We start from the raw sequence: 21840 nt of genomic DNA, 5'->3' as shown, positions 1-21840 counted from the left end.
GGCCCCATGACCTGGCAGTACGGCTACGACGCCATGGGCAGGCCCACCACGGTGCTGGACCCCAATGGCCTGGCCAGCTACACCTACTACGACAGCCTGGGCCGCCCGGTGCAGACCCAGCAGCCGGCCAACACCGGCAGCGCCACGCCCACGACCACCAGCTTTGCGTACAACGCCGCCGATGGCCTGACCCAGGTCACCGACCCGCGCAGCCTGAACACGACTTACAGCCCGAACGGCCTGGGCGACGTCACGGCACAGACCAGCCCGGACACGGGAGCCAGCCAGTACACCCATGACGGCAAAGGCAACGTCCTCACCAAAACCGATGCCCGCGGCAAACAGACCCAATACACCTATGACAACCTGGACCGCCTTAAAACCGTCAGCTATGCCACCGGTACGGGGAGCGTCTTTGAATACGACGGCGGCGCCACGCCGACCCCAGCTGTCATTGGTGAATTGACCAAGATCACCGACGCGAGCGGTCAGGTGGTCTACACCTACGACAGCGTGGGCCGCAAGACCGGCAAAACCCAAACCACGGGCGCCAGAACCTTCACGGTTGGCTACACCTGGGGTGATAGCGGAAGCGCGCTGGACAAGCTGACTGCGATCACTTATCCGAGCGGAACGAGAGTCAACTACAGCTATGACGCCTACGGCTCGGTCTCCGGTATCACGGTCAATCCGCCGAATGCCAACGGTGTGGGAACCAATACCGGCAGTACGCTACCAATGCTTAGCTCCGTTACGACCAATGCCGAGAGCAAGCTCACGGCCTGGACGTGGGCCAGTACCAAGACGCAGACCATCAGCTATGACGCCAACGGCCAGATCAGTGCTTACAACCTGGGCGACCCGACGACCACCGGTATCCGCCGCACTATTCTTCGTGACAGTGCGGGCCGCATCACTGGGTACACGCATATCAGCAATGGAGTCGCTGTTCCTGCCCTGGACCAGAGCTTTGCTTATGACAACCTGAACCGCCTAGTTAGCGCCACGTTGGGTGCCACGGCTATTCAGTACAGCTACGACGCCACCGGCAACCGCACGGCCAAGGTCATCAGCGGCACAAGCTATTCGAACACCATCTCGGCCACCAGCAACAAGCTGACGCAGACCCAGGATATGGGCGGCACGGCGACTGTGGTGCACGACGCTGCTGGCAATATCACGAGCGACGGAACCAATGCCTATACCTATAGCGACCGGGGACGTCTGGCGACGATGACGAACGCGGGTGGCACGGTCACTTACGGGTACAACGCCCTGGAGCTCAGGGTCGGAAAGACAGGCCCGACGGCGCTGGTCCCGACTGGTGCAAGTTACTACGCCTATGACGAGGAAGGCAAGCTGCTTGGTGAATACGACGCCAACGGCACTCCGCTCTATGAAACCATCTACCTAGGCAGCCCGGTCGGGGTGATCAAGCAGACGGGAACGGCGGGCGCAAGCAATGTCACGATCAGCCTTTACAACATCTCGACAGATCAATTGGGCGCACCGCGCGTCATCACGCGGCAATCGGATGAGGCCATTGCTTGGCGCTGGGATTCAGCCGAAGCCTTTGGAGCAACGGCGCCAGATCAGAATCCAAGCGGCCTGGGAATTTTCAGTTTTAACCAGCGCTTGCCTGGGCAGGTGTTTGATGTCGAAAGCGGACTGTTCCAGAATTGGAACCGAGAGTACAACCCGCGCATTGGGCGGTATATGCAGTCAGATCCGATTGGGCTTGAGGGGGGGATCAATACATTTGCCTATGTCGACGGTAATCCGCTCTCATATGTTGACCCGACAGGTGAAATTGCTTTCATTCCCATTGTGATCGGTATTGGAGCCGGGTACGCGTTCGATTACTTTTTGGAGAAGTACAAAAACGAACACTGCACATGCAAAGACACACCGGCTGGCGCGGCGGGAAACTCGGTATTAGGCGGAGCATTGGGTGGAACAGGTCCGTTTGTGAGTAAGCCTAGAGGTGGTATCGCAGGTGGTGGCCCCGCTGGCTCTGCGACGTCGTCTTTTAGTCAATTGAACCACGCGGCAGCAAGTCGTGGCGTGTATCCCGTCGCGACGCGGAATGGAATAACCAAAGTTCTTCGCAAGGTGCCGTATGTGGGTTCTGCGATACTTGCCTATGAAATCTACGACGCCTTCACTTGTGATTGAAACAATGGAAAACGAACTTTCTGCTGAACTGCGCGAGTACCTCAAGCGTTGCGGCTTTTCGAAAGGAAAGATAGCGAAGTGCAACACTGGTACGCGGATGTATCACGATCTCGGCCTCTACGGCGAGATCGCGGAGACATGCATCGACATGTTGGCTCATCAATATCAGGTCGATCTAACTGGCCTCGAGTTCGAGAAATTTTTTCCGCCCGAGTTCGCTGGTAAGAGTATGCTCACTCGCACTCTTCTCTGGGTTATGCCCTTTGCAGGTAAGGCAGTAAGGCAACGCGGCGAGTATTTGCCGTTGACGTTGGGAATGATCGAGAAGGTGATTCGCACCAAGCGGTGGAGCGCGGTGGAGCGGTGACGAAGCCTGTTCCGTCAGGCGGGCTTGGTGTGTTCCATCGAAATCTTACGCACTTAGCCTTCCCCCTTTTTGGTTGAGCGTGTGGATTCTTCAAAATAACCACTGTTTCCGTGATTTGTTGCTTCGATTTCTATCCAGGTAGTCAGCTTTTTAGCTTGGGGATGACGCTTGCCGGTCGAATCGCTTTGGATACCTCAGGCACTTCCAGGCCCTACTCGAAAACCAACTAAGCACATCCGCTCTTCTTCCTTCCCGTTTCGTGCGGGGCTTCCTATAGTTCGCTTCCCTCCACAGGAAGCGTCCCATGAAGCTTTATCACCTCGCCCTTGCGTTGGCAGCCCTCATAGGCGCCGGCGCGCCGGCCGTCTCGGCGGCGGCCGATGTCTATCCCTCCAAGCCCCTGCAGATCGTGGTGTCGGCCGCGCCGGGCGGCAGCCCGGACATCCTGGCGCGCATCGTCGGCCAGGCTTTGAGCCAGCGCCTGGGCCAGCCGGTCAGCATCGACAACAAGCCGGGCGGCGCGGGCAATATCGCGGCCAACTATGTGGCGCGGTCCGCGCCTGACGGGTATACGATCTTTGTTGCCGCGGACGGCCTGTCGATCAACCAGACGCTGTTCACCAACCTGCCGTTTGACGCGCGCACCAGCTTCGCGCCCATCGTGCATGCGATCTCTTCACCGCAGGTGTTTGCCGTGCATGCCGGTGTGCCGGCCCGCAGCGTGCAGGAGTTCCTGAAGCTCGCCCGGGCCGAGCCGGAGAAATACGCGCTGGCCTCGCCCGCCATCGGCACCACGGGCCAGCTCGGCGTGCTGCTGCTGCAAAACCAGGCCAACATCAAGGTCAAGCCGGTGGTCTACCGCAGCGCGCAGCCGGCGTTGACCGACGTGCTGGGCAAACATGCCGACGGCATCATCGTCACCATTGCGCCGGCGCTGCCTTTCATCAAGGACGGCAAGCTGCGCGCACTGGGTGTGTCCACCGCCACCCGTTCCGCCGCGCTGCCCGATGTGCCCACCTTCGCCGAGCAGGGCCTGCCCAACTTCCAGTTCGATTCGTGGCAAGGCTTTGTCGCGCCGGCCGGCACGCCGCAGCCTGTCATTGATCGCCTGAACCGCGAGATCAACGCGGTGCTCAAAGACCCTGAAGTCAGGGCCAAGCTGCTGGCGCAGGCGTTTGACCCGGTAGGCGGCACGCCCGAGGCTTTCAGCAAGCTGATCGTCGATTCGATAGGCAGCTGGGAAAAAGTGATTCGCGCCAATGACATCCGTGTCGACTGAAAAAGAAAATTCCTCATGACCATTACACCTTTCACCAAACCACTGGAGCAGCTCTGGTACACACGCTGCCCGGTGCCGACTGCCTCGGGCATCGCCATCCACCACGGCTGGATCAATGAGGAATTCGCCAGGGACGGCATCGAGGTGTCGTCGCTGCGTGCCTCGGCCGACCGCAGCGTGCGCGAATCGCATTTCGACCACCGCCAGGCCAACTCCTTCCGCCAGGGCGGCAACGCGCCGCCGATCTGGTCGCGCTCGCAGGGGCAGGATGTGGTGGTGGTCGGGCTCACCTGGCTGCCGCAGTACCAGTCCATCCTGGCGCTGCCTGGCTCAGGCATCAAGACGCTGGCCGACCTCAAGGGCAAGCGCCTGGCGCTGCCGCGGCGCGTCAACGAGAAGATCGACTTCTGGCGCGCCTCGGCGCTGCAGGGTTACCTGCAGGCGCTGGCGCTGGAAGGGCTGACCGAACGTGACGTCACGCTGGTCGACCTGCCGGTTGAAGAGGCCTACATCGGCGAGGTGTCGCAGTCCGGCTCGGGCCCGCTTTTTGACGCGCACCAGTTCGTCAAATCGGCGCGGGCTGAAACCTTTGCGCTGATACGCGGTGAAGTCGATGCGATCTACCACTACGGCGCGGCCGGGCCGGCGCTGCAAACCTACTTGGGTGCGCATGTGGTGCTGGACATCAACCACCACGCGGACCAGAAGGTCGCCATCAACAACGGCACGCCCAATGTGCTGACGGTCAGCGGCGAATTGCTGCGCAAGCACCCGGCCATCGTGGCCCGCTACCTGGCGCAGGTGCTGCGCGCGGCGCGCTGGGCCAGGGCGCACCGGCAAGAGGCGGCGGCGATCGTGGCGCGCGAGGTGTCGGTGGCCGAAGAGTGGGTGCCCGAGGCGTTTGACGAAACGCTATTCGACAAGCTCGAGCCCAGCCTGCGGCCTGAACTGGTCAGCGCGCTGAAAACCCGCAAGGACTTCCTCCTGCAACACGGTTTTATCCAGAATGATTTTTCAGTGGCCGACTGGATTGATCCAGGCCCGCTGGCCGAAGCGCATAAGTTGTTGCGCCAGTTTGAACCCGAGGAAGCCAAAGCCGCCTGAGCGCGGGCTGCTCAGCGGCTCACGAGGGCGGTGTAAGCGGCGCGTGTCTCCGGCGACACAGACGCTATCAGTTGCTCGTGCGAGGTTTTGTGTCGCACCAACATGCGCGCCGACGCCACGGCTTTCGATTTGCAAAACCAGTGGCAGCTGTGCTGCATCAGGAACAGCTCGGCCGACATCGTGAAGGCTTTGTCTTTGGGTGTGCGTTGGGCACTGTTTTCCACCACATGCAGGATGCCTTGCGCATGAACGGCCAGGGCCTTGCGCATGTCGAAGGTGATGCCGGGAAAAAACTTGGTGGCGAAGGGAACGGCAATCGGGAGCTTGCTCACGCGTGCGTCGACTTCATCGACCTTGGTAAAGCCCGCGACAAAGCGGGTGAACTGCTCACACAGCTTCAGTTCCGAACTGGCCAGCTGGTTCCAGACCTGGTCACGGCGTTCAGGCTCTTTCTCGCCAAGCGCGCGCAGATAGCCGTCGGTCAGGGTCTCCATCAGCTTTTCAATCTGGAACTGGCCGAGGTGGCTGCCCAGCAGGGCGATGCGCCGGCGTTCTTCCGAGAGTTTGAGGATGAAGACGGCGATGGCGACGCAGGTCACCAGGGTGAAAAATTCCATTGAGGTTGTTGTTGGGGATTAGGGGTTGCGGGAGGTATCAGTGTAGTCATTCCTTTGCCGGGGCTTGTGCCGGCTTGCGCGCTTGCCCTTTGCATGGGCTTGCTGGCCGGGGTTGCCCGGCGGCAACTCACTTTCTTTTGCTTCGCCAAAAGAAAGTAAGCAAAGAAAAGGCGACCCTGGTTGCTGCGTCCCCTGCGCTTCGCTCCGGGGCAACCTGCGGTGCTCGGTCCAGACGGGGTCAAAAACAACTCGCTTCGCTCAAACAAGTTTTTGCCCTGATCCGTCTGGCCCTCCGCTCCTCGGCGCATCCACAAGGGGTGGGAACCGAAATGCCGAACAGCCAACAGCCGAAGACAAACCCTGAATACAGAAAACAACAAGGACTCGCCACGGCGAGTCCTTGTTGGTATTTGTCTTTTTGGTATTTGGTATTTGGTATTTGGTATTTGGTATCCGGTTCCCGTTCCCGATTGCCCCTTGTGGATGCGCCGAGGAGCGCAGGTTCAGGCGGATCAGGGATCGCGTTGTTTGAGCGTAGCGAGTTTAGCGAGACCCCGCCTGAACCGAGCACCGCAGGTTGCCCGCAGCGAAGCGGAGGGACGCAGCAACCAGGGCCGCCTTTCTTTTGGGTACTTTTCTTTGGCGAAGCAAAGAAAAGTGCCTCGCCCGCCGGGGCGAGACCCGGCCAGCAACCCTATGCAAAGGGCGAGGGCGCGCAAGCCGGAGCAAGACCCGGCAAGACCACCTCACATCCGCAACGGCTGCGCATACCCCGTCATCTCAAGATACCCCATCCCCACCACCTTGCCGTTGCTGTCGATCAACTCACTCAACCCTTCCCAATAGATCGCCCCCGTGGACTGGCGGCTGTCGAGTTCCTGGTTGTCGATGACGGCGCGCACGGTATAAAAATCGGCGGGGGTGCGCACTATCCATTCGACCGGGTAGGTGGTTTGTGTCAGCGGGCTTTTCCAGTTGCGCACGGGTTTAAAAATCACTTCGCCGCGGCTGAAGGTGTAGAGCCCGCCTTTGGGTGAGCGAAAAGAGCCGCCGTCCCACAGCGTGCCGCCGTCCTTGCCGCGCAGGCGGAAGGCGGTCAGGGCGCTGCCGTCGGTGAGGTTCATGCCTATCCAGTCCCAGCCGGCGGCGTCGGGGTGCAGGATTTCTTCGCTCCACTCGTGGTCCAGCCAGGCTTTGCCGCTCACGGCGAAGGTCTGGCCCTTGAGCTGCACGCTGCCGCGCGTGGCGAGTTGCGGCTGGCTGTAGTAATAGCTGGCCTGCTTTTCTTCCGGGCCTTTGCGCGACAGGCCTTGTTTGCCCTGCAGCAGGACGGCTTGCGTTTCTTCAAAGGCGAGCTTGAGCGCGAAGTCGGCGGACGGCAGTTCGGCGATGTACTTGCCGCCCTCGGCTTTCAGCGACCAGTCGCGCAGCTTGAGGTCCATGTCGCGTTCGCTGGCGGCGGCCACGCCGAAGCCGTCGCGCGCGATGCGCTGGTCATGCCAGAGTTTTTTGCCCTGCACGTCGGTGATGGCGGCGTGGGCAAAGACCAGTTGTTTGGCGGCGAACTTCGAGGCCATGCCCTGGGTCGCGTCCACGCGCGAGCGGAAAAAAGTCAGCTGGAAGCCGAAGCTGCGCTGCCCCGCTTCGGTGGCGGTGGCATGGCCCGTGATGTACCACCACTCGGTGCGAAACGCGGGATGGGCGCCGCGGTCGCGCGGAAATACCAGCACCTTCGCGGGCAGCGCCTGGGCCGGGCCGGGTACTGCGCCCATTCCTGCCAGCGCGGCGCCGGCCAGCAACAGGCCGCGCCTGGCCAGCATGGCGGGAAGGGCGGGCGAGGGGCGCAGGGGTGGCAGCGGCATGGGTTTCTTCAGGCGGCGGGCGCGGGCCGCATGAGTTGGCCGATGTGGGCCAGGGCGGCCGCGCAGTCGCCCATCCTGTCGCTGACCCACTGGGCGTTGTGGTACGTCGGCAAATAGCGCTCGCCCGAATCGCAGAGCAGCGACAGGATGGAGCCCTGTTCGCCGCGCGCCAGCATCTCGTGCGCCAGCGTCAGCATGCCGACCAGGTTGGTGCCGGTGGACGGCCCGACGCGGCGGCCCAGCAACTGCGAGAGCGCCTGCATGGCGGCCAGCGAATCCACGTCGGCCACTTCCACCATGCGGTCAATCACCGTGCGGATAAAGCTGGCCTCCACGCGCGGCCGGCCAATGCCCTCGATGCGCGAGCCCGTGCCGGTCAGGCTGGCGTCACCGCTGCGGTGGTAGGCCGCGAAGACCGAGCCGGCCGGGTCGGCCACGCAGAGCCGGCTCTCGTGGCGCTGGTAGCGCACATAGCGGCCAATGGTGGCGCTGGTGCCGCCCGTGCCCGCGCCGACCACGATCCAGCGCGGCACGGGATGCCGTTCTCGTGCCATCTGGCTGAACATGCTTTCGGCGATGTTGTTGTTGCCGCGCCAGTCGGTGGCGCGCTCGGCATAGGTGAACTGGTCCATGTAGTGGCCGCCGGTTTCCTGTGCCAGCTTGCGGGCTTCGTCATACACCTGCACGGCGCTGTCCACCCAGTGGCAGCGCCCGCCGTAGAACTCGATCTGCGCGATTTTTTCGGGCGAGGTGCTGCGCGGCATCACCGCGATAAAGGGCAGGCCCAGCAAGCGCGCGAAGTAAGCCTCGCTGACCGCGGTGGAGCCGCTGGAGGCTTCCACGATGGTGGAGCTTTCATGGATCAGGCCGTTGCACAGCGCATACAAAAACAGCGAGCGCGCCAGCCGGTGCTTGAGGCTGCCGGTCGGGTGCGTCGATTCGTCCTTGAGGTAGAAGTCGATGCCGCGCGCGGCGAACTCCGGCAGGGGCAGGGGAATCAGGTGGGTGTCGGCGCTGCGCTGGTAGTCGGCTTCAATGCGGGCGATGGCGGCGCTGAGCCAGGGGCTGCCGGAGGTTGGGGCTGTCATGGCCTGATTCTCGCAGCAAGCCCTGTTGCCGCCAATGCCGCCAATGCCGGCGAGGCCGGGCTTCAGTACCGGCTGGACCGCCAGGAGGAAGGCTCGCCAAGCAGGGCCGGGATCTCGCTGCGGCCAATGCCCAGGTCGCTGAGTTCATGGCTGCTCATGGCCATGAGTTCGTCGCGCTGCAAACGGGTGGGTGCGTGCCCACCGGGCACGCCTGCGTGTGGCGCTTCCCTGAACCAGGCGTCGCTGAGTTGACGGCCCAGCCTGAGCAAGGCCGCCGGCAAAGCCGCGAGGCGGTGCAGGCCGCCCGCGAGCGTGAGGCCCGGTGTGACGGTGGGAATGGCGGCGGACGGCATGGGATGCTCCTTGTGGGGTGTGACGGTGTGATGGCCCTTGAATCAAGCCAGGCGCCCATGGTGCAATTTATTCTGGTATTGTGGAAGTTGAGTTTTCTGATGAAAACTATCAGCATTCCTGATGAGGCAACTTATGAAGCACCTTCCATGCGTGAATTGAACCTGGACCAGCTGCGCACCCTGGTCGCCATCACCGACCTGGGCACTTTCTCGGCTGCGGCGCAGGGCCTGCACCTGGCGCAGCCCACCGTCAGCCTGCACGTGAGTGAACTCGAAAGCCGGCTGGGCACGCCGCTGGTGGTGCGCGGCGGCCGCAAGGTGGAGCCCACACCGGCGGGCGCCGTGCTGGTCGAGCGGGCGCGCCGCCTGCTGCGCGATGCCGACGACGCGGTCGATGCGGTGAAGCGCCACGTCGAGGGCCGTACCGGCCGCGTGCGTCTGGGCACCACCACCGGGGTGCTGGTCTACTTTTTGCCGCAGGTGCTCAAGGCCATGGAGCAGGCCCATCCCGACATCGACGTCGAGGTCAGCATCCTGGGCTCGGCCGACACCATGGAGCGGCTGCTGCAGGGCACGCTGGATGTGGGCCTGGTCGCCACGCCGCCGCCCGCGCAGCGCGGCATGGTGGTCACGCCCTGGCGCAGCGACCCGATGATGGCCTTTGTGCCCAAACGCTGGAAGGCGCCGAAACACGCCACACCGGCATGGCTGGCCGGCAAGCCGCTGATCTTCAACGAAACGCCCACCCACATGTACCGCATGACCATGGCCTGGTTTGCCGACGCGGGTTTCACGCCACGCGCGCGCATTGAGCTCAACTACTCCGAAGCCATCAAAAGCCTGGTGGCTGCGGGCTATGGCGCGGCGGTGCTGCCGAGGGAGCAATCACAGGAAGAGCCTACCGTGCTGCATGACGTGCAGTTGCTGCCGCTCAAGCCCGCGCTGACCCGGCACACGGCCATGGTGCACCGGCCGCCCGATGCGCTGGACGGCGCCACGCGCAACCTGCTCACGATCCTGGCGACCTTCCGTCAGGCGTGAGCGAGCGTCCGGTCTCCGCAGGTCAAGGCGCTGATGCGGTGCGGCGCAATTTTCATGACTGATTTGGGCCCAGAGGAGTCGTTCACGGCTCAATGAACCCGCAGCACCTCAAACTGCTGTCGGATTGCCGCGACCTGTATCGACACACCATCACCCTCGCATTTGCCCAGCATGGCCCTGCCCAAAGGGGCTTCCATGCTGATGACCTGAACCAGCTGATTGCCGCTGCCCAACTGCATGCTGCCCCCATCCGGGCCGAGAAAGAGCTGTTGCTGCTTGTCGTCGGAATCGACCAGGCAGACCAGCGCGCCGAGCTGTATCCCTTTGCTGGCGTCGTAGGGACGCGGGCGGAATTGGCGCCACTTGGCCATCGCCTGGCGGATGGCTTCGGCGCGCCGAACCTGGCCGGTGGCCAGGTAGGCGGCTTCGAGTCCCAATGTGTCGTATTTGTTTTCGGCGATATTTTCTGCGTGGGTCGCCGTTTCGTGTGCCACCCGCACTGCATCTTCGGCGTGCAGCAGGTCATCGGCGAGCCGTTTCAGCACCAGCTGTTGCAGCGAGAATTTATTCATGACGGAAGGTAGGGATATCAAACGAGCGGGGGAAGGCCTTAATTATGAAGGGCTCCTCCAGCCGTCGAACCGATTGCACTTCCGGCAGTGCGCCGTCAGCGTTCATTCTTGCCGCCTGCCGTACTGCGCGGAAGCACTATAAATGCCCCTGCGGGTTCTGATGTCTGCTTCTGGCCGTTATGCGCCGCCATCGTTGCGAGTTTTACCTTGCTGGCGTAACAACCTCAATGCAGCATCCACCAATTGGTCATCATCAATCATGTGAAGAAAGACTTGTCCGCCTGCACTTTCGCTGCCAATGAATGCTGCCATTCAATGCGAAAAGTTCTGTCCACGGCAGACCGCAGGTCTCCTCGGTTGCGGTGATGATGTCTGATTCTTTTTTTTGCTTCACGTTTGAAACTCTACGTCTGCTATTGGCCGAAAGTTGAAATGCTATCCGAGGTCGGCATTGGGCCACAGCGGACATCACTACGGTATCTTGACCCTCAGCCGCTCCTGCATACTCTTGTTGTATAGGTCAACCGCCGCAGCTGTATCCGCGCCGCAAGTAAGCGTGAAGTTAAAGATTTTTCTTAAGGTGACATAGCCCAGATACAAATACGTCATCTGAGAATCGTGCGCGACGTAGCTCAGCTCAAGCCCTCCGCCTCCAGAATAGGGTTTCACGCTACGCTGAACAACATTCACCTTGCCGTCCGACACCTTGAGGAACGCCTGATGCCGGCTATTAAGATTCACTTCCGCAAAGTCTGCCCATTTGCTTTCCGGCACTTCGTAGAAGTCAGCGCTGACCGAGATGCCCGCTTGCGCAGGCTCGGAGTACCAGTTAAAGGTACGCTCTTCTGGAGTAGGCAATTGCTTCCAATCCTCTGGAAGATAAAGGCAAAACTCGTTGTATTCGTAAGGGTAGAGCTTCTCACGCGGCGGCACAGCTGTTGCCGTCGGGAGCTTGATGGAGTAGCTGATTTTCATAGGGCGTTGCATGTCCGCTTATGGCCGAAAGCCGTCATCTTACTAATGTCCAGAACGGGCCCAAAGCGGACATCTATGCTCTAGGAAAACAGTCACCCAACGTATAAATGACCGGACCACCAACAATAGCGGCGAAGCCGCCTCCTGCCGTTGTGGGTCCGTGTCGATTGACATGTTATGTCTCAACGGAGGCGCCCATCTTTTTTGGAAGATGTTCTACGGCCACGGCGAACCATTCATCGCCTGCACGTGCGCTTGCGATACGCCTGCGAGAAACTCGGCGTCCTCGATGGGCATCCACCAGAAGTTGATTTTCCCCTCGTTGCCTGTGATCGACGCCAAAAGATAGGCGTCCACGAGCGCGGCGCCGATGCTTGCGCCGAGAACCACGCGCCCTAGCGCGGCCCCTGTGAGCTGCGGATTGGCGCTAACCGCATTCCCGACTGTACTAGCTGAATTGCCAGGCGCTAGTCCCAGCGCCTTGGCGGCGTCCATGTCTGTAGGCGCGGCAGCAGGCAAAGCCAGTTCGGCCAAGTCATCCACTGAAGGGTATGACTTCTCCACGTAGAAGTAGATTTTTGGCTTGGCATTCTTGGCCTTTGGCATCCAGAAGCCACCGACCATAAGCGCGTACCGCTTCACCGACGTCTTGCCCTCTAAACCTCTAACCACGACGGAGCGATTCTCGCCGCGGTAGAACACGCCTTCATCATTCTCACGCTCAGGTCGATAGGACCCCGCCAGGATTCCCGCACCTATAGGCCAAGCTGCCGCTTTAAAGGGGTACGTATAGTGAGACGTTAGCGTCACCATCTCTGACCGTTTTGAGGCTGGGATCGACTCAACCGTGTACGGTTGCGCCGAAACTACTGGTGCGAACGCCATCACAGCGAACAGCGCCATACCGATGGCAATGCGTATTATTTTTGGCATGAAAGAATCTCGATCACTGAGACATAACGTGAAGGTGAGCGGACGCCGCAGGCGGTCTGCTCGAATGACATGTTATGCAGAGCCGCAACAGATGCGGCCGTTTGGCGCGTAGCGAGCCCGTTCACCACCCGATGTCTCCGTCGCTTGCATCGTGGCCAACTTCCACAACGGGTAAGCCTTCACTGCCCTCAGGCGCTGGCTCGACCTTTGACGTTAGAAACTCCTCAGTACCTCGCCGATGGCTGAACGAATGCGAGAGATGGTCACCCCAGGTTTGCGCACTGGCCTCCGTTGTCGCGACCACCACGAAGCAGGCGGGCCATTCACAGTCCTGGTCTCCAGGCAACGCGCAGGTATCGCGGAACCAAGCGGTGTAGAGATAGCGAATAGCTTCAGAGCGCGGCATAACGTTGGAGACCAGCGGCGCCGAAGGCGTCCGACTGGGTTGACATGTTAAAGCTCATGTTCTGCGCCTCCGCTTCATGGCCGAAGCTCCCCACCCCGCCGCGCTCGCTACGCCAACATAAAGGAGCGCCTGGTAAGCAGCCTGAGCTCCGATGGTAATGACGGAGTGCTCCTCCACCAGGAACCACGGCATGGGCCCAGGTGCAAGAGCCCAGAACACAGACACTGCGATAACTCCGACAGCCGTCGCCACCAGCACTGGACGCCCCCTTGCAAGGTAGGCGGCGATAAAGCCTGAGGGAACCAGAGGTGCCAGCAACATCACGTATGAACCGATGGTCTTCTGCGGCTCCGGAGCGAACCCAACTCCCAAAACCATAAGCCCGAACGGCACCGCGAAGATGACACACAAACCAAGACCTGCTAGGAGTGCGATGATGTTCACGTGAGCTTTAACGTAATTTAGACCGAAAAACCTGCGGTCTAACTTGGCGGCTGAGGTTTAACTTGGTCATTAAAATCGTCCGAAAGCCTCTTGTTTATTGGGTTTTCGGCAAATGTATTTTCATACAGGTATAAATCCTTCCATGAAACCCGGCAACCCACCGCTGCAATCGACCCGCTTGCTCGATCAGGTCAGGGAGCGGATTCGCTATCTTCACTATAGCTTCAGCACCGAGAGGCTCTATGTGTACTGGGTGCGTTTTTTCATCCGCTGGCATGGTTTGAAGCATCCGCGCGACAGGGGGGCGAAGGAGGTTGAGGACTTTCTGACTATGTTGGCCACGGAACGCAAGGTTTCAGCATCCACACACAACCAGGCCCTGAGCGCGTTGCTGTTCTTATACCGGGAGGTGCTTGGCGTCGATCTGCCCTGGCTCTACAACATCAACCGACCGACCCGCGCGCGGCGGATTCCCTCAGTGCTGACCAAGGACGAAGTTGCCGGTTTGCTGGCAGCGATGGATGGAGAGTGCGCCCTGCTGGCGCGCTTGCTCTACGGCACGGGCATGCGGCGGATGGAGCGTATACGTTTGCGCGTCAACGATGTTGACTTTGAGCGCCATGTGATCATCGTGCGTGAAGCCAAGGGCAACAAGGACCGCGTGGTGATGCTTCCGCGCTCACTGGCCCCTGCGCTGCGGCTGCAAATGCTTGCCGCACGCGCCACCTGGGAGGCCGACCGGGAGGCCCAACGTGCGGGCGTGCAAGTGCCTGACGCATTGAGCGTGAAATACCCCAGATTTGGCCAGAGCTGGGGTTGGTTCTGGATGTTTCCTTCACCCACGCTGTCCACCGACCCGCGCAGTGGCATAGAGCGCCGTCATCATCTGTATGAAGAGCGATTGCAGCGCAGCCTGAAGCGGGCGGTCAAGCTTGCCGGCATCGTCAGGCCGGTATCGGTGCACACGCTGCGCCACAGCTTCGCCACCCATCTCCTGCAGGCGGGAACCGACATCCGCACGGTGCAGGAACTGCTCGGCCACTCTGATGTGAGCACCACCATGATTTACACGCATGTGCTGAAGGTTGAGGCCGGGCAGACAATGAGTCCGCTGGATTCGATCACTGGTGAGCAAGGAATATCTGCTTTGAGCTGAGGCAGTCGTAAGTCTCCTATTGGCCGAAAGCCGTCATCTTACCGACTGCTGCAATGGGCCCTGAGCCGCCAGTCGGCTACTAGAAACAGCGCACCGAGAAGCAGTCGCTCAGCTGCCAACTTTGTGTCCGCGGGTATCGCAAACGGATCCGCTCGCATCGCCTCCGATGGCCGTCTCGTAGATTGGCGCTAGCGCGTCCAACAGCGCTTGGACACACGACACCATCTCCGCGATGAGCTGAGCTAAGCCGACGCCGCCCTTGGAAAAGTAGTGCCCCATGAGGTCGCCGATGTCGATTTTGCCGAGCTCTAATTCCATCGATGTGGCGGCTGTGAACAAGCCTAGCTCTCGAGAGGTGTAGGCCGCCGAGTGTGCGATCGAGTTCCGAGTCGTCTTGTGCAGCGCCACCGCATCCGACAGCTTCATTAGCAAGCGGTACAGGTCGGCATAGTCGGTGACGACGGCTTTCGCAACGAACTGGTTCGCCGAGATCTTGTCCAGCTTGACTGGGTTCAAGCAAAGCGACGTGCCGATGAGACGGTAGGCGCGGTCAACGATACCGGTGAGCCGCAGCAAGAAATTCTCGTAGTGGTACTGGTACAGGTATGTCGCGTCGGATTGATCTTTGTCTAGATCCAAGATGAAATTCAACGCTAGTCGCAGCGACCTGACGCAGTTCTCTAGCGCGTCGACGCGCTCCATGACCTGCGCGGCGTAACTTTCCTTGCGGGTGGCTATGAACTTGCCGCCGTTCTCTTGGACCCTCAACTCGTGCAGGCCCTTGATCGCGTAATCCCGCAGATATGGCAGAAGCGGCTGAACCGCAAGATGCTCAAGAAACGTGGGGGGCGAAGTCATGGATGGTTCACCTATTGCCATAGCCGAAGCGGACACCTAATGCGTCGATGACCTGCTTCCAACGCTCGGCTTGCTACTCGAAGTCCTCGAGGCTGTGGCGGTTGTCGAAGGCGCTGCCCCATTGCCGCTCTCCTTACCCTGCATTTCCTGAAAATCTGGTGTTAATGAAATCTTTCACATTGATCGACACGTAGGAGCGTTCTTTGAAAACGCTGACGTCCACCTTTTCATATGTTTCGACACAGTGATTCAAAGCCGCCTTCAGCTTTTCCTCAATATCCTGCACCGTTGGATAGTTAACGTCAGGAGTGAGCTCGAATTTGTAGGGCTTCTGGAGCTCGGTTTCGATCACAACTTGAACCGACTTGCCCGAGGGGTTAATTTTCACCCTGAACGATTTGACTTCATGACGGGCCATTTTTGTACCTTTGAGTTGCTGAGGAGCATAACCGGCGGCTCGCAAAGAAAATCAGCCGTTCGAATGACCGCTTTGCGGCAAGCGTGTATGGCAGCTCCTGGCCGAAAGCAGCCATCCGCTTTATAGCATCAGGCTCAATCTTCATGCTCCACGATGCGGCGCGAGAGTTCAGAGCCGCGGGCCAGGAAGAAGTGGTGCAGCTCTTTGGCATAAGCGCTACCCACGGCTTGCTGGATTGACGGGCGCGCCGCGAGGACGGCGCGCCAGGCACGAACTTTGGGTAATTTCTCAAAGAACCCCGTTTCACCGGCCCTCTCCAGCACGTCGAAATAGCGAAAGACCGGGCCGAACACGGCATCAACGATGCTGAAACCGGTGCCTGAAAAATAAGGACCTTGCGCCGGCAGCACGGCCTCCAGTTGCGCGAACTTGCCGGCAAGTTCTGCGCGGCGGCTTTCCAGCGCGGCTGCATCAGGCGCGTTGTAAAAAGCGGCGATGGTGGCCAGCACGCTGGAGCCGAACTCCACCCACGCCCGGTGCTGCGCGCGCTTGAGCGCGTCGCCCGGGTGCAGGCGCGGCAGCAGCGTGTCGTCCAGGTATTCGCAGATCACGGCGGATTCAAAAATCGCGTCGCTGTCCACCAGAAGCACCGGCGTTTTGCCCAGCGGCGAGGCGGCCTTGAACCAGTCGGGTTTGTTTGCAAGGTCCACGTCGCGGCGCTCAAAGGCCACGCTTTTTTCGGCGAGCACGATGGCCGCGCGCTGGACGTAGGGGCACAGTGTGTGGCTGATCAGGGTGAGTTTCATGGTGTGGGCTCCTCGCGTGCCTCAGCGGGGCACCAGCAGGCGGCTGCGCCGCGCGGCCCAGGCGCCGTCACCGAGCAGCCATTGCGCCAGCGAGGCGACCAGCAGGAACAGCGGATATTCCCAGCCGCCCTTGGGGCTGGTGAAGACCCAGCCGTTGGGCCAGTGCACCCAGACGACCACCGCCAGCACGGGCGCCAGCAACAGCGATGCCTGGCGGCCGTAAAAGCCCAGCAGCAAGGCGGCGCCGCCGGCCAGTTCGGCCGCGACCACCACATAGGCCACGAAGCCGGGCAGGCCGGCCGACTCGAAGAACTGCGCCGTGCCGGGCAGGGTGAAGACGAAAATTTTCAGCAGCGCGTGGGTGATCCACATGGTGCCCAGGGCGATGCGAAGCAGCGTGGCGCCGTGGCGGGCGGCGAGGGTTTCAGAAGCGGTGGTGGTCATGGTGCAAGCGCCCGGCAAAAGGCGTGAAGTTGAATGAGCCGCTACTGTATGTTTGCGAAAAAACAATGTAAATTGGCAACAATGAAATCATTGATTGCAAAAACGCAAGATAAATCGCAGAACGCGCTCACTGCCTACGACCTGCAAACCCTGCTGGCGCTGGTGCGCGGCGCCACCCTGGCCGAGGCGGCGCGGCGGCTGGGGGCTGACGCATCGACGGTGTTCCGTTCGGTGCAGCGCATCGAAAAAAGCCTGGGCCAGCGCCTCTTTGAACGGTCGCGCCTGGGCTACCTGCCGACCGAGCCCATGCTGGGCCTGGTGCAGCACGCCGAGCGCATCGAAGCCGAACTCGAGGCCGCGCGCGCCAGCGCCCAGCGGCCGCACGAAGGCGTGGCCGGCCGCGTGCGGCTCACCACCACCGATGCGGTGTTGCGCGGCCTGGTGCTGCCTTCGCTGAAGCCCCTGCTCGCGCAGCACCCGCTGCTGCAACTCGACATGCGGACCGGCAACGAACTGGCCAGCCTGAGCCGGCGCGATGCCGACCTGGCCCTGCGCGCCACGCGCAAGCCGCCCGACCACCTGGTGGGGCGCAAGCTGGGAACGGTGCGTTTTGTGCTGTGCGGTTTGAAGGAGCAGGCCAGGGCCTTGTCATCGGCGAAGAAGGCACAGGCGACGGACGCGCTCGCAGGCTTTGACTGGATAGCGCCCGATGAATCCTTGCCCGAGCACCCCTCAGTGCTGTGGCGGCGCAAGCAACTGCCCAAGGTCACGCCGCGCCATCATGCGGACGGCATCGTGGCGGTGATGGATGCGATCAAGGCGGGGCTGGGGGTGGGCGTCGTGCCCGTCTTCATGCTGGCCGGGGAACCGGCGCTGGTGCCGCTGGGCGATACGCTGGAGGGCTGCGAGTCAGACCTGTGGCTGCTGGCGCATCCTGAATCGCGCCACCTGCGAAGAATCGCCGTGGTCTACGACCATTTCGCGGCCAGCGTGCGGCTGGCCTGAAGTCGACCGATATTTCAAAACGCCTGGCTGGCACCGGAGGTGCCCGAAGTTCCGGAAGTGCGGAAGACAACTTCCCCGCTGGGAATATGAACCACGCGCACTTCCTGCCGCGTCGGGTCGGCCACGCTTTTCACGGCGACCGCGACGGCCAGGGAGTAATCCGCGAAGAGATGCCTGGAACTGCTGGGCGGCAACAGGCTGCCGTTGGCCGCGTCGACGTTTTCAATGCGGTAGTCATGTGGCGGTGCTTTGGCGGTTGCCATGGTGAAGACCTCTGATGTGATTTCTTGGGGTGATGCCTCCATGGTAGAAGCGCGCGGCAGCGCCGTGATGACAATTGCGGGACAAAAGCGTGTCGATAGGTAAGCAAAAGAAAGCGCCTTCATTCGAAGGCGCTCGCATTGGCAAAAACTAAGCAGCCAGGTTTTTAGTTCTTTAGTCCATCACTTCTGTGCAGCGCCCCGGATTTGATGAGTGCAAAGACTTCGTGGCTGGCAAAGATAAAGTAATCCGCAGATTTCACGGATTTACGCAGATAAAGACCATCACTTCCAGTTGTGTGAACCGTATGCACACCGGAATGAGTTTGAACAAAATATTCTGTCTTCAATCTGTGTAAATCTGCGTAATCTGCGGATATAAATCCTCCGCGAATTCCCAGATTGAAAACCAGGTGATGACTGCGGACGACGCGCTCAGTGCAGGCCCTGGCCCGGGCTGCGTTCTGACATTTCGAGCTGCTTCATCTCGGCGGCCACCGACTTGAGCATCTCCAGCGCGCCTTCGGGTGTCTGCACAATGCCCAGCCAGCCGAACAGGTGGTGGCGGATAAAGAGCAGGATCTTGCCGGTCAGCGGGTCGCAGGCCACCCAGTGGCGCGGCGTGTAGCAAGGCTCCAGCGCGCACAGGGGCGGGCAGTCCAGCGGGTAGGGCGGGTCCAGCTCGGCGCGCATGCCGGCCAGGCCGGTGACCAGTTCTTCGAGTTCTTCGGCCTGCAGCGTGAGCGGCTTAGGCATCTCTAGCGTGACGCTGCCGTCCTCATTGCGGGTGGCCAGCAGGCCGTGGGCCAGGCGCGTCGTCATGCGCGGCGGCAGGGACGTCAGCGTACCTGCGGAGCCCGCGTGGGTGTTGGTGTGGGAAGCGTTATGGGTATTCATAGTGGAGGGGGTGCTGTTGCTCATCGCTTGCTCCCATGCGTGAAGGGATAAAAGAAGGGGGCGAGTGGCTGACTCGGGTTTGATTCGAATCGTCATGTGAACAGTCTGGTGCGCGCGCGGGCCGCACTGCGTGGGAAACCGGCCCCGGCCGCTGTAGGACGATGCGGTTGAGTGCACCGGCCGCCTGCCTCAAGCTCGGCTCAAGACAGGCAGTGCGCTGCGTCCTACCAGTCTTCCTTCACCGCCAGCACCGCGTCCTTGCCGGCGGCCGCGCGACCGGCCAGCCAGGCGGTCAGCGTGCCGGCCACCACCACCGCCGCGCACAGCAGGCCCAGGCGCAGCCAGGGCGCCATCAGGTCCATGGTCCAGTGAAAGCTTTGCGGGTTCACCACGTAGACCAGCACGGTGGACACCGCCAGCCCCAGCGTGAGGCCGGCCAGTGCGCCTATGAGCGTCCAGGCCGCGCCTTCGCCGGCTACCACGGCCAGGATTTGCCGCCGCGTCAGGCCCAGGTGCGCCAGCAGGCCGAACTCCTTGCGGCGCGCCAGCACCTGCGCGCTGAAGCTGGCCGCCACGCCGAAAAGGCCGATGGCAATGGCCACCGCCTGCAGCCAGTAGGTCACCGCGAAGCTGCGGTCGAAAATCTTCAGCGAGGTTGCGCGCAGCTCGCTGACCGAGGCCAGCTCCAGCAGCGCGCCGGCGCCCGATTGCCGTTCGGCCAGCGCGCGCACGCCCTGCTGCACCTGCGCATCGCCCGCGCTGCCGTCCAGCCACAGCGCCAGGTCGTTGGCGCGGTGGTCGCCGGTCAGCCGTTCGAAGTCGGCGCGGGCCATCGCGATCGCGCCGAACTGGCGCGCGTAGTCGCGCCAGACGCCGGCCACGTAAAACGGGCGCGCCGCTGTTCCCACGGTGGACTGCAAGGACTGCGTGAGCGGCTGAAAGACGGTGCCGGGGCGCGCGCCATACAGGTCCACCATGGGCTCACTCACATAGATGCCGATGTGACCGGCCGGCACGGCCAACAGGCGGCCCACCAGCGGCAGCGCGGTAGCCGGGTCGTCCAGCGGCCGCGCGATCAGCGTGACGGCCGGCCTGGCCGGGTCCAGCAGCAATTGCACGGTGCGCGCCGCGCCCACACGCGCCACGCCGGGCAGGCTGCCCAGGGCTTGCACAAATTCGGGCGAGAAGTACGCGGTGTCGCTGGCCGAACTGCCCAGCGCCGTGCGCACATACAGGTCGGCCGGCAGCACCACGTCCAGCCAGCGTGTGACCGACTCGCGAAAGCTCGCCACCATTACCGTCAGCGCCACCGCCAGGCTCAGCGAGGCCACGACGCCGCTGACGGCCACGGCCGCGCTTTCGCGCACGCGGCGCGCGCGCTCCACCGCCAGCAGCGGCAAGAGGCGGTTGGCGACGTGCGGGCTGAGCCTGTCGTAGAGCAGCGCGATCAGCCAGGGCAGGGCCGTGATGCCGCCCACCAGCAGCAAACCTACGGCCACATAGGCGGCCAGCGGGATGCCGAACAGCGGCGGCACCAGCGCCAGCAGGCCGCCTGCCGCGACCAGCGCGATGCTGAGCCAGTGGCCTTTGCCCTTGCCGGCCGCGGCGCCCAGGCCCTTGAGGGTTTGCGCCGGCGGCAACTTTTGCGCGGCGCGCGCCGGCCACCAGCCGCCCACCGCCGCCGCCAGCACGCCCAGCGCGCCGTAGGTCAATGCCGCCGCGCCGTTCCATTGCAGGCTGGGCGCGACGCCCGAGAAGTAGCCGCCACCCAGGTCGCCGCCCAGCAGCCGCAGCGCCAGCGCGGCCAGCGCCGTGCCCAGCGCAATGCCCAGCACGCTGCCCACCAGGCCCAGCAGCACGGATTCGGCCAGCACCAGCTGCAGGCGTTCGCGGCCCGTCAACCCCAGCACGCCCAGCAGCGCGAACTGCTGCGCGCGTTTGGCGACGCTGAGCGACAGCACCGAGAACACCAGGAAGGCGCCGGTGAACAGCGCCACCAGCGCCAGCACCGTGAGGTTGACGCGGTAGGCGCGCGAAAGGTTGCTCACGCGTTCGGCCGCGTCGCCCGGCGCGGTGGCGGTGATGCCGGGCGGCAGTTGCAGCGCGGCGATGAAACGCTGCGCCTCGGCGCCGGGCTTGAGCCGCAGGTCGATGCGCGAGAGCTGGCCGCCCTTGCCGAAAAGGTCTTGCGCGGCCGCGATGTCCATCACCGCCAGCGGCCCGCCGCCCGCGCCCACGCTGCCGGCCACGGCCACCTCACGCAATTCAAGGCCGCTTTGCAGGCGCAGCGTGGGGCTGTTGAACAGCTGCCGCGCGGCCGGGTTCAAAAACACCGTGCCCGGCGCGAACAGCGCGAAGCGTTCGGCGTTGGACGACGGCACCGGCATCAGGGCCGGCGCCATCGCGGCCACGGCGAGCACGTCCACGCCGATGATGCGCAGCGGCAGGCGCGCGGCCTTGCCGTCCGTGGACTGCGTGGCCGCATAGGTGCTGAGTTCCAGCACCGGGCTGGCCAGCGCGACCTGCGCGTCGGCCGCCACGCGCTGGTACAGGCTTTCGTCAAAGCCGCCCTGCACGGCGCGCAACTCCAGGTCGGGCTGGCCGTTGACGGCGCGCACCGCCTGCGAAAACTCGCTGAGCGCCGAAGCGTTGATCAACTGCACCGAAAACGCCAGCGCCACGCCCAGCATCACGGCGGCCGCCGCGGCGGCATTGCGCCAGGGGTGGTGCTGCAACTCGCGCCAGGAAAAAGTGGAAAGCAGGGCGAGCATGGGAAGGTG

22 protein-coding genes are annotated in these 21840 nt (G+C 62.4%); 7 read left to right on the top strand and 15 right to left on the bottom strand.

The window, feature by feature from the left end:
* From ACLV8F_RS20170 to ACLV8F_RS20155, 4 genes are all read left to right on the top strand, one after another.
* A partial coding sequence (locus ACLV8F_RS20170; RefSeq protein ID WP_411885985.1) for an RHS repeat-associated core domain-containing protein occupies positions 1-2175 on the top strand: 2175 nt, incomplete at its 5' end.
* A gap of 4 nt (positions 2176-2179) precedes the next feature.
* Positions 2180-2542, top strand: a complete 363-nt coding sequence (locus ACLV8F_RS20165) for a hypothetical protein (RefSeq protein WP_411885984.1) — start codon at positions 2180-2182, stop codon at positions 2540-2542.
* Positions 2543-2846: 304 nt separating this feature from the next.
* Positions 2847-3821, top strand: coding sequence for a Bug family tripartite tricarboxylate transporter substrate binding protein (locus ACLV8F_RS20160; RefSeq protein ID WP_411885983.1), 975 nt, complete (start codon positions 2847-2849; stop codon positions 3819-3821).
* Between the two features lie 15 nt (positions 3822-3836).
* Entirely contained in the window at positions 3837-4925 is a 1089-nt protein-coding gene (locus ACLV8F_RS20155) for an ABC transporter substrate-binding protein (RefSeq protein WP_411885982.1), read from the top strand.
* 11 nt (positions 4926-4936) lie between these two features.
* Here the strand turns inward: ACLV8F_RS20155 and ACLV8F_RS20150 are convergent, their stop codons facing one another.
* From ACLV8F_RS20150 to ACLV8F_RS20135, 4 genes are all read right to left on the bottom strand, one after another.
* A complete protein-coding gene (locus ACLV8F_RS20150) occupies positions 4937-5542 on the bottom strand; it encodes a hypothetical protein (protein WP_411885981.1) in 606 nt (201 codons plus the stop codon).
* Between the two features lie 746 nt (positions 5543-6288).
* A complete protein-coding gene (locus tag ACLV8F_RS20145; RefSeq protein ID WP_411885980.1) occupies positions 6289-7404 on the bottom strand; it encodes a lipocalin-like domain-containing protein in 1116 nt (371 codons plus the stop codon).
* 8 nt (positions 7405-7412) lie between these two features.
* Positions 7413-8492, bottom strand: coding sequence for a PLP-dependent cysteine synthase family protein (locus ACLV8F_RS20140; RefSeq protein ID WP_411885979.1), 1080 nt, complete (start codon positions 8490-8492; stop codon positions 7413-7415).
* 62 nt (positions 8493-8554) lie between these two features.
* The gene (locus ACLV8F_RS20135) at positions 8555-8845 is read right to left on the bottom strand and encodes a DUF1127 domain-containing protein (RefSeq protein WP_411885978.1); all 291 of its coding nucleotides are present in this window, start codon (positions 8843-8845) and stop codon (positions 8555-8557) included.
* 147 nt (positions 8846-8992) lie between these two features.
* On the opposite strand from ACLV8F_RS20135, the gene ACLV8F_RS20130 reads away from it, so the two are divergent.
* Complete coding sequence (locus ACLV8F_RS20130) at positions 8993-9886, top strand: LysR family transcriptional regulator (RefSeq protein WP_411885977.1); 894 nt, start codon at positions 8993-8995, stop codon at positions 9884-9886.
* Between the two features lie 89 nt (positions 9887-9975).
* Here ACLV8F_RS20130 and ACLV8F_RS20125 read toward each other — a convergent pair whose 3' ends face one another.
* The 4 genes from ACLV8F_RS20125 to ACLV8F_RS20110 all read right to left on the bottom strand — a co-directional run bounded on the left by ACLV8F_RS20125 (position 9976) and on the right by ACLV8F_RS20110 (position 12366).
* Positions 9976-10458: a GreA/GreB family elongation factor gene (locus ACLV8F_RS20125; protein WP_411885976.1), complete on the bottom strand. Its 483-nt coding sequence runs from the start codon at positions 10456-10458 to the stop codon at positions 9976-9978.
* Between the two features lie 177 nt (positions 10459-10635).
* Complete coding sequence (locus tag ACLV8F_RS20120) at positions 10636-10770, bottom strand: hypothetical protein (RefSeq protein WP_411885975.1); 135 nt, start codon at positions 10768-10770, stop codon at positions 10636-10638.
* A gap of 159 nt (positions 10771-10929) precedes the next feature.
* On the bottom strand, positions 10930-11433 hold the full coding sequence (locus ACLV8F_RS20115; protein ID WP_411885974.1) for a hypothetical protein: 504 nt from the start codon (positions 11431-11433) through the stop codon (positions 10930-10932).
* Between the two features lie 216 nt (positions 11434-11649).
* Positions 11650-12366: a hypothetical protein gene (locus ACLV8F_RS20110; protein WP_411885973.1), complete on the bottom strand. Its 717-nt coding sequence runs from the start codon at positions 12364-12366 to the stop codon at positions 11650-11652.
* A 992-nt stretch (positions 12367-13358) separates the two neighbouring features.
* On the opposite strand from ACLV8F_RS20110, the gene ACLV8F_RS20105 reads away from it, so the two are divergent.
* Positions 13359-14372 carry an integron integrase gene (locus ACLV8F_RS20105; protein WP_411885972.1) on the top strand — a complete coding sequence of 338 codons (1014 nt, stop codon included), beginning with the start codon at positions 13359-13361 and terminating at the stop codon, positions 14370-14372.
* A gap of 108 nt (positions 14373-14480) precedes the next feature.
* Here the strand turns inward: ACLV8F_RS20105 and ACLV8F_RS20100 are convergent, their stop codons facing one another.
* From ACLV8F_RS20100 to ACLV8F_RS20085, 4 genes are all read right to left on the bottom strand, one after another.
* Positions 14481-15230 (bottom strand): Cthe_2314 family HEPN domain-containing protein, encoded by a 750-nt coding sequence (locus ACLV8F_RS20100; RefSeq protein WP_411885971.1) that lies wholly within the window; start codon positions 15228-15230, stop codon positions 14481-14483.
* Positions 15231-15363: 133 nt separating this feature from the next.
* Positions 15364-15648 (bottom strand): hypothetical protein, encoded by a 285-nt coding sequence (locus ACLV8F_RS20095; RefSeq protein ID WP_411885970.1) that lies wholly within the window; start codon positions 15646-15648, stop codon positions 15364-15366.
* 134 nt (positions 15649-15782) lie between these two features.
* Complete coding sequence (locus tag ACLV8F_RS20090; RefSeq protein WP_411885969.1) at positions 15783-16454, bottom strand: glutathione S-transferase family protein; 672 nt, start codon at positions 16452-16454, stop codon at positions 15783-15785.
* Between the two features lie 21 nt (positions 16455-16475).
* Positions 16476-16898: a DoxX family protein gene (locus ACLV8F_RS20085; protein WP_411885968.1), complete on the bottom strand. Its 423-nt coding sequence runs from the start codon at positions 16896-16898 to the stop codon at positions 16476-16478.
* Positions 16899-16979: 81 nt separating this feature from the next.
* On the opposite strand from ACLV8F_RS20085, the gene ACLV8F_RS20080 reads away from it, so the two are divergent.
* Positions 16980-17903 carry a LysR family transcriptional regulator gene (locus ACLV8F_RS20080; protein WP_411885967.1) on the top strand — a complete coding sequence of 308 codons (924 nt, stop codon included), beginning with the start codon at positions 16980-16982 and terminating at the stop codon, positions 17901-17903.
* A gap of 14 nt (positions 17904-17917) precedes the next feature.
* Here the strand turns inward: ACLV8F_RS20080 and ACLV8F_RS20075 are convergent, their stop codons facing one another.
* From ACLV8F_RS20075 to ACLV8F_RS20065, 3 genes are all read right to left on the bottom strand, one after another.
* Entirely contained in the window at positions 17918-18166 is a 249-nt protein-coding gene (locus ACLV8F_RS20075; protein WP_411885966.1) for a hypothetical protein, read from the bottom strand.
* A gap of 432 nt (positions 18167-18598) precedes the next feature.
* Positions 18599-19060 carry a hypothetical protein gene (locus tag ACLV8F_RS20070; protein ID WP_411885965.1) on the bottom strand — a complete coding sequence of 154 codons (462 nt, stop codon included), beginning with the start codon at positions 19058-19060 and terminating at the stop codon, positions 18599-18601.
* A 224-nt stretch (positions 19061-19284) separates the two neighbouring features.
* Positions 19285-21831, bottom strand: a complete 2547-nt coding sequence (locus tag ACLV8F_RS20065) for an FtsX-like permease family protein (RefSeq protein ID WP_411885964.1) — start codon at positions 21829-21831, stop codon at positions 19285-19287.
* Positions 21832-21840: the final 9 nt, after the last annotated feature.

It is taken from the genome of Polaromonas sp. YR568 (assembly GCF_943369675.1).
Taxonomy (GTDB): domain Bacteria; phylum Pseudomonadota; class Gammaproteobacteria; order Burkholderiales; family Burkholderiaceae_C; genus Polaromonas.
Note: the sequence above shows the minus strand (reverse complement) of the source record. Positions and strands in the feature narration are given on the sequence as shown.